We start from the raw sequence: 14140 nt of genomic DNA on the forward strand, positions 1-14140 counted from the left end.
CCGTCCGGCCGGCAGTCCATGCCGACCAGACCTCCGGCGTACCGACGCACTACCGTAACACCGCCGCCGGGCGGCGGCGCACCGGCCGCCCGGTGGCCTCGCTCACCCGTCGAGTGCCAGCGTGAGCCGCCTGGCCAGGCCCGTGTCGCGGCGCCTGCCGAGGCGGTGGACGGCCAGCTCCAGCGCCTCGCGCTGACCCACCAGCACCACCCACGCCTTGGCCCGCGTCACCAGCGTGTAGAGCAGCTTGCGGCGCAGCATGACGCCGCCCGACTCGGCCACGATCGGCGCCACCACGAACGGGTATTCGCTGCCCTGCGAGCGGTGCACGCTGATGGCGTAGGCGTGGGTGAGGTCGTCGAGCTCGTCGAAGCCGTACGTCACCTGCTCGCCGTCGTCGGTGCGGATCTCGACCGCGCGCTCCTCGCGCACCACGGCCGTCACCGTGCCGGTCTCGCCGTTGAAGACACCCTTGTCGTAGTTGTTGCGGATCGGCATGACCCGGTCGCCCACCCGGAACACCGTGGACCCCGACCAGTGCTCGGGCTTGTCATCGGTGGCCGGGTTGAGCTGGTCCTGGATGAGCCTGCCGAGCGCGGTGGCGCCCGTCTCGCCCTTGCGCATCGGGCACAGCACCTGCACCTGACCGGGATCGACGCCCTGCTTGCGGGGGATCGCCACCATCGCCAGGTGGGCCACCCGCCGCGCGGCCTGCGCGGGGTCGTCGAGCTCCTCGAACCAGAACCCGCCGCCGCCCGGCGTCGCGGGCAGCCGCCCCGCGCGGATGCGGTGGGCGGCCTGGACGATGCCGCTGCCGCCGGCCTGACGGAAGACGTGGGTCAGCTCGACGCGCGGGATCGCGGTGACCCGCAGCAGGTCGGCGAGGACGTCGCCGGCGCCGATGCTGGGCAGCTGGTCGCTGTCGCCGATGAGCAGCAGGTGGCTGCCCGGCCGCACGGCGGCGGTGAGCCGGGTGGCGAGATGCAGGTCGAGCATGGACGCCTCGTCGACCACGATCAGGTCGGCCTGCGAGGGCCGCTCGTCGAACAGCGTCTCGGGGTCGGGGTCGGGCTGCTGGGCGAGCATGCGGTGGATGGTCATCGCGGGCATCCCGGTCAGCTCCGACAGCCGCTTGGCGGCCTTGCCGGTGGGCGCCGTGAGCGTGACCGTGCCGCCCGCGGCCCGCACGACGGTGGCGATCGCCTTGACCGTGTGGCTCTTGCCGCACCCCGGCCCGCCGGTGATGATCGAGACGGTGCTGGTCAGCGCCATGGTGACGGCCGCGCGCTGGTCGTCGTGGAGCCCCGCGTCCTCCTCGAAGGAGCGCAGCGGCAGCGTGGAGCGGGCCCGCAGGAGCGCGGTGAGCTGCGCGGTCAGCGCCACCTCGCGGCTGTGCACGTGTTTGAGGTAGGCGACCGGCTCGTCGGGCCTTTCCGGATGGGTCTCGACGACCAGCCGCCGCTCGCCCGCCAGCGCGTCGACCATCGGCCGCACCAGTTCCTGGTCCTGCTCGATCAGCTGCGCCGCCTCCCTGACCAGGACCTGCACCGGGACGAAGCAGTGGCCGTCGCGGCTGCCCGCCGCCTCCAGCCGGTCGAGCAGCGCCGCCTTGACCCGCTGCGGGCTGCGCTCAGGCACCCCCGCGCGCAGCGCGATGCGGTCGGCGATGCGGAACGCGATGCCCCTGACCCGGCCGATGAGCTGGTAGGGGTCGGTGGCGAGGACCTCTTCCGCGTCTTTGCCGAACACCTGGTGGATCTTGGCGGCGAGCAGCGGGCTGACTCCGAGGCCCTGCAGGGTGACCATGAGCGCGGCGATCGCCTTCTGCTCCTGCCACGCCTGGACGATCTGCCCCTGCCGCTGCGGCCCGATGTTGACGACCTCGGTGAGCCGCTCGGGCTCGCCGTCGATGACCTTGAGCGTGGCCTCGCCGAAGTGGTCGACGATCGCGTACGCCAGCTTCGGCCCGATGCCCCTGATCAGCCCCGACCCCAGATAGGCGCGGATGGCGCGGACCGACGACGGCGTGACCCGCTCGCAGCCGCTGACCGCGAAGCGCCGGCCGTGGCGGGCGTGCCTGCCCCACTCGCCGAACAGCCGCAGCGTCTCGCCCGGCTGCACGCCGGCCAGCGCCCGGCCGGTGGCCACGAAGTCGGGCTCGCCGTCGGCGCTCATGCGCGCGACGGTGTATTCGTCGTCACGGACGTAGACGAGCTGCTCGACGCTGGCCTCCACACAGGAGATCCAACCACCAGGCACCGACAACCCGGCTAACCGGCCGCCGTGTCCGTCGGGGGGTCGTCGAGCGTACTCAGGCACTCCCGGGCGAGCTGCAGCTCCTCGCGTACCTGGACCACGAGGATCGGGACCTTGGCCCCGTACGCGCTGACAGGCCCGTCGTCGCTCCGCTCGCGCAGCGGCGGCGGCTCGACGCCCAGGACGCCCAGGCGGCGGCAGACCGCCTCGCGCACCTCCGGCTGGTTCCAGCCGATCTCCCCGGTGAACACCAGCGCGTCCATCCGCGGCAGCGCGGTCGCCGCCGCGGCGATCTCACCGGCCACCCGGTGGGCGAACACGCGCAGCGCCAGTCCGGCCGCCGCGTCGCCGTCACGCTCGGCCGCCACCAGCTCCCGCGTGTCGCCGGACCGGCCGCCCGACAGGCCCAGCAGGCCCGAGCGGCGCTGCAGGCCGTCACCCAGCTCCGCGACCGACAGGTGGCCCTGCGACAGCAGCCACACCAGCATCCCCGGGTCCACGCTGCCCGACCGCTTGCTCATGGGCAGGCCGTCCAGCGGCGTGAACCCCATGGACGTGTGCCGGCTGCGCCCGCCGGAGACCGCGCACACCGACGCGCCGCCGCCCAGGTGGGCGAGCACCAGCTCCAGCTCGGCCACCGGGCGTCCCAGCAGGTCGGCCACCCGGTCGGCGGCCCAGGCGTAGGACAGGCCGTGGAAGCCGTAGCGGCGCAGGCCGTGCTTCTCGCGCCACTCGGGCGGCAGGGCGTAGACGGCGGCCTCGTCCGGCAGGCCGGCGTGGAAGGCCGTGTCGGGGCAGAGCACGTGCGGCACGGCCGGGAGCTGCTCGCGGGCCGCGTCCAGGAGGTCGAGCGCGGGCGGCAGGTGCAGCGGGGCGAGGGCGGTCAGGCCGCGCAGCGCGGCCACGGTCTCGTCGTCGGCGACGGCGGGCGCGCGGACGAGGTCGCCGCCGTGCACCAGCCGGTGCGCCACGGCCCTGATGTCCCGGTCGAAGTGGCCACCCAGAAAACTTTCCAGCGCCGACGCCCCCGACCAGCCGCCCTCGCCCTCCCCGCCGGACGGGCTGGGGCGATTCAGGGAGGAGGGGGAGCCCGCGCCAGGGCCGGCGCCGGGCCGAAAGCCCGAGCCCGCGCCGGAGCCCGAGCCGGAGCCGGAGCCGGAGCCGGAGCCCGCGCCGGAGCCCGAGCCGGAGTTCGAGCCTTGCGGGGCTGTGGCGAGGTCGGTGTGGTTGCTGTCGATGACGCAGCCGCCCTGGACGAGGTCCAGGCGGAGGCTTGATGAGCCGGCGTTCACCGTGAGGATCGCCGCCTCCTCTTCCATGGCCCGCCTCATGCCGCCACGGCTACCCACCACCACCCCGGCAAAACCGGACGTCCAAGGACGAAAGGGTGACGCCGCTTTACCACCGGCAGGGGTTGTCGCTCACAACGCTCGGGTAGTCGTGCGAAATGGACATCACCCTGCAGGTGAACGGAGTGCCGCGCACGGTGCACGTGGACCCGCGCCTGTCGCTGCTCGACCTGCTCCGCGAACGCCTCGGCCTCATCGGCGCCAAGAAGGGCTGCGACCACGGCCAGTGCGGCGCGTGCACGGTGCTGATCGACGGCCGGCGCGCCAACGCCTGCCTGGCGCTCGCCGTCGCGGTGGAGGGCAGGGAGATCACCACCGTCGAGGGCCTGGCGAACGGCGACGAGCTGCACCCGCTGCAGGCGGCCTTCATCGAGCACGACGCCTTCCAGTGCGGCTACTGCACCCCGGGCCAGCTCTGCTCGGCGGCCGGGATGCTGGGCGAGCCGGGCCCGAGCGCCGTGACCGAGGACCTCGCCACCGACCCCGGCCTGACCCCTGAGGAGATCAGGGAACGGATGAGCGGCAACCTGTGCCGGTGCGGCGCGTACGTCAACATCGTCAGCGCCATCCGCGAGGTGACGTCGTGAAACCCTTCGAGTACGCCCGCGCCGCCACCCCGGCGGAGGCCGTGCGCGGCTTCGCCCCCGGCACCATGTACCTCGGCGGCGGCACCAATCTGGTCGACCTCATGCGCCTGGGCGTGGCCGAGCCGGACCGCCTGGTGGACGTCAGCCGGCTGCCGCTGGACGAGATAGAGCAGATACGCGACCGCGTCCGCATCGGCGCCACCGTCCGCAACACCGACCTCGCCGTGCACCCGCTGATCCGCACCCGCTATCCCATGCTGGCCAGGGCGCTGCTGGCGGGCGCGTCGGGGCAGGTGCGCAACATCGCCACCGTGGCGGGCAACCTGCTGCAGCGCACCCGCTGCCCGTACTTCCAGGACGTCACCAGGCCCTGCAACAAGCGCAGGCCGGGCTCGGGTTGCCCGGCCATCGCGGGTGACCACTCGGGTCTCGCCGTGCTGGGCGCGTCCGACGCGTGCGTGGCCACCCACCCCTCGGACATGGCGGTCGCGCTGGCCGCGCTGGAGGCCGAGGTGCACGTCACGGGGCCGGGAGGCGACCGCATCGTGCCCATGCCCGGCCTGCACCGGCTGCCGGGCGACGAGCCGGAGCGGGACACCGTGCTGGAGCCCGGCGACCTGATCACGGCCGTCGAGCTGCCGCCGCCGCCCACGGGCGTCCAGATGTATCGCAAGGTGCGCGAGCGGTCGTCGTTCGCGTTCGCGCTGGTGTCCATCGCCGCCGCGCTCGACGTGCGCGACGGCAGGGTGGCCGGGTGCCGCATCGCGCTCGGCTCGGTGGCTCACGTGCCATGGCGGGCGGAGCGGGCCGAGGCCGCGCTGATCGGCGGGCCCGCGACGGGGGAGGCGTTCCTCCAGGCCGCCGAGGCGGAGCTGGAGCAGGCCAGGCCGCTGCCGCGCAACGCGTACAAGGTGCCGCTGGCCCGCAACCTGATCGTCGCCACGCTGGAGGAGCTCGCGCCGTGAACCGCATCGAGGGCCGCGTCAAGGTCACGGGACTGGCCACGTACGCGGCGGAGTACCCGGCCGAGGGCGTCGCCTACGCCTACCCCGTGCAGTCCCGCATCGCCAAGGGCCGCGTCAAGCACGTGGACGCCGCGCCCGCGCTGGAGCTGCCCGGCGTGCTCGCCGTGCTGTCCTGTGAGGACCCGCCGAGCCTCGCCGGGGACGCCGACCCCGAGCTGGCCCTGTTCAGGAGCAGGGACATCGCCTACCGCGGCCAGATCATCGCCGCCGTCGTCGCCGACACCTACGACAACGCCCGTGCCGCCGCCGACGCCGTCCGGGTGGACTACGACCCCGACGACCACGACGTCATCCTGCGCATGGACCACCCAGGGCTCTACAAGCCCGACGTGGTCAACCCGGACTACCCGACCGACACCGAGCTGGGCGACGTCGAGGCCGGGCTGGCCGAGGCCGCGACCACCGTGGACGTCGTCTACGAGACGCCCGTCATGCACAACAACCCGATGGAGCCGCACGCGGCGCTGGCCTACTGGGACGAGGACGGCCGGCTCATGCTGTACGACACCGCGCAGGGCAGCTCCACCAGCCGCGACATGATCGCGCACACGCTGGGCCTGCCGAAGGACCAGGTCAGGGTGGTGGCCAGGCACGTCGGCGGCGGGTTCGGCTCGAAGGGCACGACCAGGCCGCAGGCGGTGCTGGCCGCGCTGGCCGCCAAGGCGGTGGGCCGCCCGGTCAAGATCGCGCTGACCAGGCAGCAGATGTTCGACGTCACCGGCTACCGCACGCCCACCATCCAGCGGCTGCGCCTCGGCGCGGACGGGGAGGGCCGGCTGACGGCGCTGGAGCACGTGGCGTACGAGCAGACCTCGACGATCGGCGAGTTCGCCGAGCAGACCGCCACCGTGGCCAGGGTCATGTACGCCACCCCCGCCCTGCGCACCAGGCACCGCCTGGTCCGGCTCGACGTCGGCACGCCCTCGTGGATGCGCGCGCCGGGCGAGTGCCCCGGCATGTACGCGCTGGAGTCCGCCATGGACGAGCTGGCCTACGCCGCCGGCATCGACCCCGTCGAGCTGCGGCTGCGCAACGAGCCCGAGACCGAGCCGTACAGCGGGCTGCCGTTCAGCTCCCGCGACCTCATGGGCTGCCTGCGCGAGGGCGCCCGCCGCTTCGGCTGGGAGCAGCGCGATCCGGCGCCCGGCGTCAGGCGCGAGGGGGAGTGGCTGATCGGCACCGGCGTGGCGTCCTCCACCTACCCGGCCAGGCGGCGGCCGTCGAAGGCGCTGGCCAAGGTGCTGGACGGCGGCGACGTGCTCGTCCAGGTGGGCGCCGCCGACATCGGCACAGGCGCGCGTACCGCGCTGACCAGGATCGCCGCCGCGACGCTGAACGTCGCGCCCGAGCGGGTGCACGTGGAGCTGGGCGACAGCGACCTGCCGGACGGGCCGGTCGCGGGCGGCTCCATGGGCACCGCGTCCTGGGGCTCCGCCGTCGTCCGCGCCTGCGAGGAGCTGGTGAAGGACGGCAAGGAGGGCCGCGCCGACACCACGGACGAGGTCGCGAAGGAGGCCGAGCTCGCCAGGCACGCCTTCGGCGCCCAGTTCGCCGAGGTGCGGGTGAGCACGGTGACCGGCGAGGTGCGGGTCTCCCGGCTGCTCGGCGTCTTCGCCGCCGGGCACATCCTGGACGCCAAGCTCGCCAGGTCGCAGTTCATCGGCGGCATGACGATGGGGCTCGGGATGGCGCTGATGGAGGAGACGCTGACCGACGAGGAGTTCGGCGGGTTCCTGCACCGCGACCTCGCGCAGTACCACGTGCCGGTCTGCGCCGACATCCGCGACGTCGAGGCCGTCTGGCTGGACGAGCAGGACGACGCGCTCAACCCGATGGGCAGCAAGGGCATCGGCGAGATCGGCATCGTGGGCACCGCGGCCGCCGTCGGCAACGCCGTCTTCCACGCGACCGGCCACCGCGTGCGCGAGCTGCCGATCACTCCGGCGAAGGTGCTGGGGCACACGTTTTAACGGCGCTTCGCGGAGCAGAGTAAGGCTCTCGTCCAGTGGCGGGAGGCCCCCTTGAAGAACGAGTCGCACCAGGAACGTGCGGACCGCAATTTCGTCGAACTGCTCCAGGGCGCGCGCGTGGCGGTGACCGGCGTGCAGGTGCTGTTCGCGTTCCTGCTCACCGTGCCCTTCTCCACGGGTTTCTCCCGGCTGGACCAGGCCGACCGCTGGCTCTACTTCGCGGCGCTGCTCAGCGCCGCCTTCGCGTCGATCTGCTACATCGCGCCGCCCGCGCAGCACCGCGTGCTGTTCCGCCAGGGCCGCAAGGAGACGCTGGTACGCCGCTCCAACGTCTACGGCATCCTGGGCGCGCTCGCGCTGGCGGTGTCGATGACCACGTCCACGATGTTCGTCATCGACTACCTGTTCGACGCGACGCTGGCGTGGCTCGCGGCCGGCCTGCTGGCGCTGCTCGCGCTGTGGACCTGGTTCGGGCAGCCGGCACTCGACCGCTCGGACACGGGTTCGGACGGGGACGAGGGCTCTTCGCACGCTCAGTCGTCCGAGGGCAGCCCGGTGTCGTCGTCGGAGGAGTGACGGGCGTTGGCCGCCCGCGCCACCATGTAGGCGGCGACCGACACCGTGATCACCTGGGAGAGCGCCACCAGCAGCAGCGGCCCCGCGTACGTCAGCGACGGCCGGTGCAGCCACATCGCCAGCAGCACCAGCAGCACGCCGAGCACCTGCGGCTTGGTGCCGGCATGCATGCGCTGCAGCGTGGTGCGGAAGCGCACCAGCCCGATCCCGGCCGACAGCGCCAGCACCGCGCCCAGCAGCAGGCAGGCGGACGCGATCATGTCGAGCACGCTCATCGGCTCCTCCTCTCCTCCTTGCCGGAGAAGAACCGGGCCAGCGACACCGACCCGACGAACCCCAGCAGCGACAGCACCAGCAGGATCGGCAGGTCGGAGTAGTCGTCCCTGACGACCGCGTAGGCTCCGGCCCCGCACATCGACAGCGAGGTGAACACGTCGAGCGCCACCGCGCGGTCCAGCATCGACGGGCCCCTGCCCACCCGGTAGAGCGTCGCCGCCGCCCCGCAGCCGAGCAGGGCCAGCGTCACCAGGTACACCGCGTTCACGTCAGCTCCTCCTGGTCCATGGGCGTGCCGAAGGCCGCCACGATGCGCGACTCCAGTTCCGCCACGTCCCGGCGTACGGGCTCGGTGACGTCGCCGGGCCGGCCCAGCACGTGCAGCAGCAGCTCGCCGGGGTAGCGCTCGACGACCAGGCTGCCCGGCACGGTGGAGATCGCCACCATGACCAGCACGGTGATCGGCTCGGACGTCGTGCGCAGCGGCACCCGGATGAACTGTGTCGGCGGGTCGCCGGGCCGCAGCACGTAATAGACCACCCGCACGGTCGAGATCACCAGGTCGAACGAGAAGTACAGCAGGAAGCTGGCCAGCGGCACGGGATGCGGCCTGATGGCCCGGTTGATGGGCGGCATCGGCAGCAGCCACGTCACCACCAGCCCGGTCGCCAGCCCGCCCAGCACGGTGCCCACGCTGAGGTCGCCCCACAACGCCACCCACACCAGCGTCAGCCAGGCCACCACCGGCAGCGGCACCCGCCGGCCCAGCAGCCGGGGCGCCAGCGACTCCCGCCTCATCGCCACCTCCCATGGGCGCGTCTCACCGGGGACGCTCCAGCACCGCCGACACGTACGGCTCGCGCGCCAGCAGCTCGCCCGCCGCCCGCTCGGCCAGCGCCGTCAGCGGCCCCGCCAGCACCGTGAACGACAGCCCCAGCACGATCAGCGCCGCCACCGACAGTGGCAGCGGCGCGGGCAGGCTGGTGGTGGTCACGGTCGGGTCCTCGCCGGTGGCCTCCTCGCTCTCCAGCACCCGGCCCACCTGCTCGGAGCGCGGCGTCCGCCAGAACGCCTTGGCCCACGTCTTGGCCACCGCGTACAGGGTGAGCAGGCTCGTCGCCAGCCCGGCCACGACCAGCGTCACCGGCAGCCAGCCGCCGGCCGCGAGCCCGGCCTGCACCAGCATCAGCTTGCCCAGGAACCCCGACATGGGCGGAATGCCCGACAGGTTCATGGCGGGCACGAAGAACAGCACCGCGATCAGCGGCGTGGCCCGCATGAGCCCGCCCAGCCGGGTCACCGACGTCGTGCCGGTGCGCCGCTCCACCATGCCCGCCACCAGGAACAGGCTGGTCTGCACGGTGATGTGGTGCACCACGTAGAACACCGCGCCGGCCAGGCCCGCCACCGTCGACAGCGCCACCCCGAACACCATGTAGCCGATGTGGCTGACCAGCGTGAAGGACAGCATCCGCTTCATGTCGGTCTGCGCCACCGCGCCCAGCACCCCGGCCAGCATCGTGGCCAGCGCCACCCACATCAGCAGCGTCGAGACCGGCCCGACGGGGAACAGCAGCGCCTCCAGCCGGATGATCGAGTACACGCCGACCTTGGTCAGCAGGCCCGCGAAGACCGCCGTGGCCGGGGCGGGCGCCGTCGGGTAGGAGTCGGGCAGCCACGCCGACATCGGGAAGATCGCCGCCTTGATCGCGAAGGCCAGCAGCAGGGTCAGCTCCACCAGCAGCTGCACCTGCTCGGGCAGCGTGGCGAAGCGCTCGGCGAGCTGGGCCAGCGACAGGGTGCCGGTGGCGCCGTACGTGACGGCCAGCGCGATCAGGAACAGCATCGACGAGGCCAGCGCCATCAGCGTGTACGTCGCCCCCGCCCTGATCCTGAACTCGGTGCCGCCGAAGGTCAGCAGCACGTACGAGCCGCTCAGCAGCAGCTCGAACGCCACGAACAGGTTGAACAGGTCGCCGCTCAGGAACGCGTCGGCCACCCCCGCCACCATCACCAGGAACGCCGGATGGAAGATCGCCATCGGCGCGTCGTGCTCCTGGTCGTCGTAGGCATTGGCGACCGAGTACACCATCACGCACAGCGTCACCGCCGACGACACCACCAGCACCAGCGTGGACAGCCGGTCGGCGACCAGGGTGATGCCGATCGGCGCCGGCCAGCCGCCCAGCTCTGTCACCAGCGGCCCCTGCGTGTCGGCCGCGACCATCAGCACCACCGACACGGCCAGCGACACGCCCAGCGTGACGACGCTGATCAGCGACTGCAGCCCGCGCAGCCGCCCGCCGATCGCCAGCTTCACCCCGGCGGCGAGCAGCGGCAGCAGCACGGGCACGCAGACCAGGCTCTCCAGCCCGCTCGCGCCGATCACCGCTCACCGTCCATGGCTCAGTCGTCGCCCTCGAGCTCGGGGTCCTCCGCCAGGGCCTGCCTGGCGCGTTCCCTCCTGATGGCCGCCCGCATCTGCTTGCGCGCCTCCCGCTGGCGGGCCTTGAGCTTCTTGCGCAGCTCCCGTTCCCTCGCCTCCTGCATCCGCCTGCGGCGCTCGTGCTCCTCGCGCAGCTGCTCGATGCGCTCGGCGTTGCTGATCGCGCCGGTGTCCTCGCGCAGGCCGACGTCCTCGAAGCGGCGCTGCAGCTCCTCCTCCGACAGGCCCTGCGCGCGCAGCAGCCGCATCCACTGCTCCAGCTCGGTGTGCACCCGGGAGATGCGCCGCTCCAGGTCGGCCTCCTCCAGCCGCTCCCGCTCGGCCCGCTCGGCCTCCATGTTCGCGAGCTCCGCCCGCTGCTCGACGATCAGCCTCCGGTACGCGTCCCGCCTGGTCCGCACGGCGTCGCCCAGCTCGCCACGCCGCGCGCGCAGCCGCACCCGCCGGTCCTCGGTGTCGTCCTGCACCTCGTCGGTACCGGTGAGCTGCCACGAGCGGTGCACCAGGGCCAGCAGGAACCCGGTCACGCCCAGGGTGATGACGATCGCGGTGAGCACCATGGCCTGCGGCAGCGGGTCCGCCATGCCGGCCGTGCCGGTGAACGGCGGGCCGCCCGCGTCCCCGCCCGAGGTCACGATCAGCAGGTTCACGCCGTTGCCGAGCACGATGACGCCCGCCAGCACCCGCACCAGGCTCCGCTCCAGCAGCAGCGTCACGCCGGTGGTGATCAGCAGGCAGCAGGCTGCGAACGGCACCAGCGAGACGCTGTTCACGCGTTCTCCCCGGCGTCGATCTGGCGGTCCAGCTCGGCGCCGAGCGCGCGCAGCACGTCCTGCACCATGCCGACGACGGAGACGTACACGCCGAGGTCGAACAGCAGGCCCGTGGACAGGTGCAGGTGACCCACCAGCGGCACGCTCACGTCCGTGGCCAGCATCGCCAGCGCGGCCTGGCCGAACAGCAGCCCGATCAGCGCGGTCCCGGCCGACAGCGTGAGCCCGAGCCCCATCAGCACGCCCGCGTGCACCGGCACGGCGGCGGCCAGTTCGTTCCTGCCGCCCGCCAGATAGCGCACGGTGATCGCGAGCCCCGCCACGATGCCGCCCGCGAACCCGCCGCCGACCCCGCTGTGCCCGACGAACAGCAGGAAGACCGAGAGCACCAGCACCGTGTGGAAGGTCAGCCTGGCCGCCACCTCGAACGCCAGCGCCCGCTGACCGCGCGGCAGCGTCGAGGCCAGCCAGTGCGTCGGCTCCCCGGGCCGGTGCCCGTGCTCCACCCGCTCGATCGCGTACGACCTGCGCCGCAGGAACACCAGGCTGGTCACGCCCAGCGTCAGCACGATGAGCACCGCGCTCTCGCCCAGCGTGTCCCAGGCGCGCACGTCGAGGATGATGGCGCTGACCACGTTGCGCGCCCCCGCCTCCACCGCCGCCTCCGGCATCGACGCGCCCACCGGCTCGGTGCCGCGCGCCGCCATCGCCAGCATGCCCGCGCCCGTCGCCACCACGCCCACCGCGAGTCCCATCCCCAGCCGGAACGGCATCGGCAGCCGCCCCCCTGCCGGCTCCACCGGCAGCCGCCGCAGCACCAGCGCGAACACCACCAGGCTCAGCGTCTCGGCGAGGAACTGGGTCAGCGCCAGGTCGGGGGAGCCGTGCACCAGGAACAGCAGCGCCGTCCCGTAACCCGTCAGGCCGATCACCAGGGCCAGCAGGATGTACGCGCGGGAGAACAGGGCCAGCACGCCCGCCGCCGCCAGCAGCACCACGATCACCGGCTGCTCGGGCCGCTGCCAGCCGACGACCGGGACGTCCAGGTGCGGCGGGCCGCCGTACACGATCGAGAACAGGCCCACGCCGACCGTCGCCAGCAGCGTCAGCAGCAGGTAGTCGGGGACCGAGCCGCGCTGGATGAAGCCGGTGAACTGGATCGCGAACCGGTCGAGGCGGCGGATCGCCGTCCAGAAGACCTGGCTGGAGTCCATCACGTGCAGCGCCGTGCCCGCCCTGGCCATCGGGCCGCGCGCCAGGAACAGCACCAGCCCGGCCGCCAGCGCCGACGCCGACAGCAGCAGCGGCAGCGAAGGGCCGCTCCAAGGGGCCAGGTGGGCGTGCCTGCCCGGGTCGGCGTACGTGCCGGTGTAGCCGGACATCGCGCCCTCGTACCAGGGGGCGAGCGGCCCGAACACCAGCCCCAGCACGGCCAGCAGCCCCGCGGGGGCGGCCATCGCCGCCGGCGTCGCGTGCGCGGGGGTCGGCTCGACGCCCGGCTTGCCGGCGAACGCCCCCCACAGGAAGCGCAGCGTGTACGCCGCCGTCAGCGCCGAGCCCGCCACCACCCCCGCCAGCACGGGCGGCGTGTCCAGCAGCGACTCCAGCGCCGCCTCCTTGCCCGCGAATCCCGCCAGCGGCGGCAGCCCCGCCATCGACGCGCCCGCCAGCACCGCCGCCCCGCACGTCCACGGCATCGCCCGGCCGAGCCCGCTCAGCGCGCGCAGGTCCCGCGTGCCCGTCGCGTGGTCCACGATGCCCACCACGAGGAACAGGGCGGCCTTGAACAGCGCGTGCGCCAGCACCATCCCGGCGCCCGCCACCGCCGTGCCCTCCGTGCCCGCGCCGAACAGCAGCACCATCAGGCCGAGCTGGCTGACCGTCCCGTACGCCAGCAGCCGCTTCAGGTCCGTCTCCCGCAGCGCCCGCCAGCCGCCCAGCAGCATCGTCACCACGCCCAGCGGCACCGCCACCGACCGCCACAACGCCACGTCGCCGAACGCCGGGCCCAGCCGGGCCAGCAGGTACACCCCCGCCTTCACCATCGCCGCGGCGTGCAGGTACGCCGAGACCGGAGTCGGCGCCGCCATCGCGGCCGGCAGCCACGTGCTGAACGGGAAGATCGCCGACTTCGACAGCGCCCCCACCAGCACCAGCACCAGCGCCACCGGCGCGACGTCAGGAGGGCGGGCGACGATCTCCGAGATCTGGTACGTGCCCGCCGCCTGCCCCACCAGCACGAACCCGGCCAGCATCGCCAGGCCGCCGAACGTCGTCACCGACAGCGCCTTCATCGCCGCCTGCCTGCTCGGGCGGCTGGCCGGGTCGTGGCCGATGAGCAGGTAGGAGAAGACCGTCGTCAGCTCCCAGAACACGTACAGCAGGAGCAGGTCGTCGGTCGCGACCAGGCCCAGCATCGAGCCGGCGAAGGCCACCATCACCCCGCCGTAGCGGCCGAGCCCCTCGTCGGCCGCCGAGAAGTAGCGGGCGCTGTACCCCAGCACCAGCACGCCGACCCCGGTGACCAGCGCCATCATCAGCACCGCCAGCGGGTCGGCGCGGAACGACAGCTCCAGCCCCAGGACCTGCACCCACGGCCTGCTCTCCCGCGCGGGCAGCCCGCGCAGCGCCAGCCATCCCGTGTACGCCAGCCCGGCCGCCGGCGGCACCGCCAGCACGGCGAAGTAGGAGGCCCGGCCCAGGCGGGTCACCAGCCAGGGAGCGCAGGCCGCCGCGACCGCGTGCAGGATCAGCAGCGACTCCATGGGCTCCTCGGGCGGGAATTTCCGGCTACGTCCGCCAATCTCTCCCACGGTGGCCGCGCCAGCGCGCAGGCACGGCCAGGGTTGACCCGAACGTCACCACTCCCACACCGAGGTGTG

12 protein-coding genes are annotated in these 14140 nt (G+C 73.3%); 4 read left to right on the plus strand and 8 right to left on the minus strand.

Going from position 1 to position 14140, the window contains the following annotated elements; all coding sequences use genetic code 11:
• Window positions 1–102: 102 nt before the first annotated feature.
• Both AB0K28_RS30795 and AB0K28_RS30800 read right to left on the minus strand, forming a co-directional pair.
• Window positions 103–2235, minus strand: a complete 2133-nt coding sequence (locus tag AB0K28_RS30795; RefSeq protein WP_364376983.1) for an ATP-dependent RecD-like DNA helicase — start codon at window positions 2233–2235, stop codon at window positions 103–105.
• 35 nt (window positions 2236–2270) lie between these two features.
• On the minus strand, window positions 2271–3587 hold the full coding sequence (locus AB0K28_RS30800) for an acetate/propionate family kinase (protein ID WP_364376985.1): 1317 nt from the start codon (window positions 3585–3587) through the stop codon (window positions 2271–2273).
• 116 nt (window positions 3588–3703) lie between these two features.
• Here AB0K28_RS30800 and AB0K28_RS30805 point away from each other — a divergent pair, with 116 nt between their 5' ends.
• The 4 genes from AB0K28_RS30805 to AB0K28_RS30820 are packed head-to-tail and all read left to right on the plus strand — an operon-like array spanning window position 3704 to window position 7763.
• Window positions 3704–4192 (plus strand): 2Fe-2S iron-sulfur cluster-binding protein, encoded by a 489-nt coding sequence (locus AB0K28_RS30805; RefSeq protein WP_345402697.1) that lies wholly within the window; start codon window positions 3704–3706, stop codon window positions 4190–4192.
• The gene (locus tag AB0K28_RS30810) at window positions 4189–5157 is read left to right on the plus strand and encodes a xanthine dehydrogenase family protein subunit M (protein WP_364376987.1); all 969 of its coding nucleotides are present in this window, start codon (window positions 4189–4191) and stop codon (window positions 5155–5157) included. The genes AB0K28_RS30805 and AB0K28_RS30810 overlap by 4 nt, the downstream gene beginning before the upstream one ends.
• Window positions 5154–7187: a xanthine dehydrogenase family protein molybdopterin-binding subunit gene (locus AB0K28_RS30815; RefSeq protein WP_364376989.1), complete on the plus strand. Its 2034-nt coding sequence runs from the start codon at window positions 5154–5156 to the stop codon at window positions 7185–7187. Before AB0K28_RS30810 ends, AB0K28_RS30815 begins: the two co-directional genes overlap by 4 nt.
• A gap of 51 nt (window positions 7188–7238) precedes the next feature.
• On the plus strand, window positions 7239–7763 hold the full coding sequence (locus tag AB0K28_RS30820) for a DUF6328 family protein (RefSeq protein ID WP_345402709.1): 525 nt from the start codon (window positions 7239–7241) through the stop codon (window positions 7761–7763).
• Here the strand turns inward: AB0K28_RS30820 and AB0K28_RS30825 are convergent.
• Genes AB0K28_RS30825 through AB0K28_RS30850 form a run of 6 tightly spaced genes read right to left on the minus strand, consistent with a single transcriptional unit; the run spans window position 7721 to window position 14023 of the window.
• Entirely contained in the window at window positions 7721–8038 is a 318-nt protein-coding gene (locus AB0K28_RS30825; RefSeq protein ID WP_345402712.1) for a monovalent cation/H(+) antiporter subunit G, read from the minus strand. The genes AB0K28_RS30820 and AB0K28_RS30825 overlap by 43 nt on opposite strands.
• Window positions 8035–8307, minus strand: a complete 273-nt coding sequence (locus AB0K28_RS30830; RefSeq protein WP_345402715.1) for a monovalent cation/H+ antiporter complex subunit F — start codon at window positions 8305–8307, stop codon at window positions 8035–8037. The genes AB0K28_RS30825 and AB0K28_RS30830 overlap by 4 nt, the downstream gene beginning before the upstream one ends.
• A complete protein-coding gene (locus AB0K28_RS30835) occupies window positions 8304–8837 on the minus strand; it encodes a Na+/H+ antiporter subunit E (RefSeq protein ID WP_345402718.1) in 534 nt (177 codons plus the stop codon). Before AB0K28_RS30835 ends, AB0K28_RS30830 begins: the two co-directional genes overlap by 4 nt.
• 22 nt (window positions 8838–8859) lie before the next feature.
• Complete coding sequence (locus AB0K28_RS30840; RefSeq protein ID WP_364376992.1) at window positions 8860–10428, minus strand: Na+/H+ antiporter subunit D; 1569 nt, start codon at window positions 10426–10428, stop codon at window positions 8860–8862.
• A gap of 17 nt (window positions 10429–10445) precedes the next feature.
• A complete protein-coding gene (locus AB0K28_RS30845) occupies window positions 10446–11258 on the minus strand; it encodes a Na(+)/H(+) antiporter subunit C (protein ID WP_345402721.1) in 813 nt (270 codons plus the stop codon).
• On the minus strand, window positions 11255–14023 hold the full coding sequence (locus tag AB0K28_RS30850) for a Na+/H+ antiporter subunit A (RefSeq protein ID WP_364376994.1): 2769 nt from the start codon (window positions 14021–14023) through the stop codon (window positions 11255–11257). The genes AB0K28_RS30845 and AB0K28_RS30850 overlap by 4 nt, the downstream gene beginning before the upstream one ends.
• Window positions 14024–14140 lie beyond the last annotated feature (117 nt).

Origin of the sequence: Nonomuraea sp. NPDC049504 (genome assembly GCF_040676845.1) — a bacterium.
GTDB classification, from domain to species: Bacteria; Actinomycetota; Actinomycetes; order Streptosporangiales; family Streptosporangiaceae; genus Nonomuraea; species Nonomuraea salmonea.

Bases quoted from the DNA above. Each gene is read 5' to 3' on its own strand.
- AB0K28_RS30825 (WP_345402712.1), bottom strand. From the start codon at position 8,038: ATGAGCGTGCTCGACATGATCGCGTCCGCCTGCCTGCTGCTGGGCGCG.
- AB0K28_RS30805 (WP_345402697.1), top strand. From the start codon at position 3,704: ATGGACATCACCCTGCAGGTGAACGGAGTGCCGCGCACGGTGCACGTG.
- AB0K28_RS30850 (WP_364376994.1), bottom strand. From the start codon at position 14,023: ATGGAGTCGCTGCTGATCCTGCACGCGGTCGCGGCGGCCTGCGCTCCC.
- AB0K28_RS30800 (WP_364376985.1), bottom strand. From the start codon at position 3,587: ATGAGGCGGGCCATGGAAGAGGAGGCGGCGATCCTCACGGTGAACGCC.
- AB0K28_RS30835 (WP_345402718.1), bottom strand. From the start codon at position 8,837: ATGAGGCGGGAGTCGCTGGCGCCCCGGCTGCTGGGCCGGCGGGTGCCG.